We start from the raw sequence: 1403 nt of genomic DNA, 5'->3' as shown, positions 1-1403 counted from the left end.
TGCGTTGGCGGGCGAGGCGGAGGAGGGCTTGGGTGTGGGTTTTGCCGCGGGCTCGTTGTTTGTCGTAGTAGGTGCGGGAGGCGGGGTCGGCGTTCATGCAGGCGAAGGCGGAGAGGAACATGGCGCGTTTGAGCTGCCGGTTGCCGCCTCGGGGTGCGTGTTCGCCGTGGATGGAGGTGCCGGACTGTCTGGTGGTGGGGGCGAGGCCGGCGTAGGAGGCGAGGTGGGCGGCGGTGGGGAAGCTGGTGCCGTCGCCGACGGTGACCAGCAGGACGGCGGCGGTCCTGACGCCGACGCCGGGCATCGAGGTCAGGACCGGGGAAAGAGGGTGGGCCTCCAGCAGGGTGCTGATCTGGGCTTCCATCGCCCGGCGCTGGGTGTGGACGGCGGCGAGCGAGGCGGCCAGGGAGGGCACGACGATGTCGAGGGTGCCGGTGCCGGGCACGACGACGGTCTGTTCGTCGAGTGCGTCGAAGACCTCGTCGATCAGGCGGCCGGCCATCCTGGGCGCTTTGGGCCGGATGACCTCGACGAGCTTGCGGCGTCCGGCTTTGCGCAGGGCGGCCGGGGATCCGTGGCGTTCCAGCAGCCAGGTCACCGCGGGGTGGTCCAGGCGCGGGCCCAGGACACGTTCGAGGCTGGGGTGGAACTGGGTGAGCAGGCCGCGTATGCGGTTGGAGGTGCGGGTGGCCTCGGCGGCGAGGTCCTGGTCGAAGCCGGTCAGGACGGTGAGTTCGGCGGTGATCTCGTCGGTCAGTTCCAGGGAGCGCAGGGTGTGGGGCATGGTGCGGGCGGCGTCCGCGATCACGGCCGCGTCCTTGGCGTCGGTCTTGGCCTCGCCCGGGTAGAGGTCGGCGATCCGCCGCATGGCCAGGCCGGGCAGGTAGGCGACCTTGCAGCCCGCATCTCGCGCGACGGTCAGGGGCAGGGCGCCGATGGAGGCGGGCTGGTCCACGACCAGCAGGACGGTGGCGAACTTCGCGGTCAGCTTGTCGAAGACGGCCCGCAGTTTCGGTTCGCTGTTGGGGAGCGGTTTGTCGAAGACCTTCTTCCCGGCCGGGGTCAGCCCGTGGCCATGGTGGGCGGTCTTGCCGACGTCCAGGCCGAGGAACACGCCCACGTCTTCGATCTCGAACATCGTGCCCTTCCAAGGGTGTCGACGGTGCCGGCCTCGGCTCGGGTGTCGTGCTCGCGCATCCACGTTATGCAGACCTGCCGCCCGCGTTCTGCCCGGCATTGCGCCGGACCGGACGGTGGCCGGACCTCTGATCAGCGTCTCCGACGGACACCTCCCGGACCCGGTGACACCACCCCCCAGGTCATGGGTTCGACAGGGGGCAACAGTCATGCCGGGCCCGGAGGCCAGCGGCCCCATTGCAGGACCGCGAAAAACATAACGGGGC

At 70.3% G+C, this 1403-nt stretch carries 1 protein-coding gene; it reads right to left on the bottom strand.

The features are described 5' to 3' along the window. The coding region (locus ACFU99_RS43690; RefSeq protein WP_384404348.1) for an IS110 family transposase at positions 1-1138 on the bottom strand (1138 nt) is incomplete at its 3' end. Positions 1139-1403 lie beyond the last annotated feature (265 nt).

The organism is Streptomyces sp. NPDC057654, assembly GCF_042800135.1.
Classification (GTDB): domain Bacteria; phylum Actinomycetota; class Actinomycetes; order Streptomycetales; family Streptomycetaceae; genus Streptomyces.
This window is presented reverse-complemented; position numbering and strand designations above follow the sequence as displayed.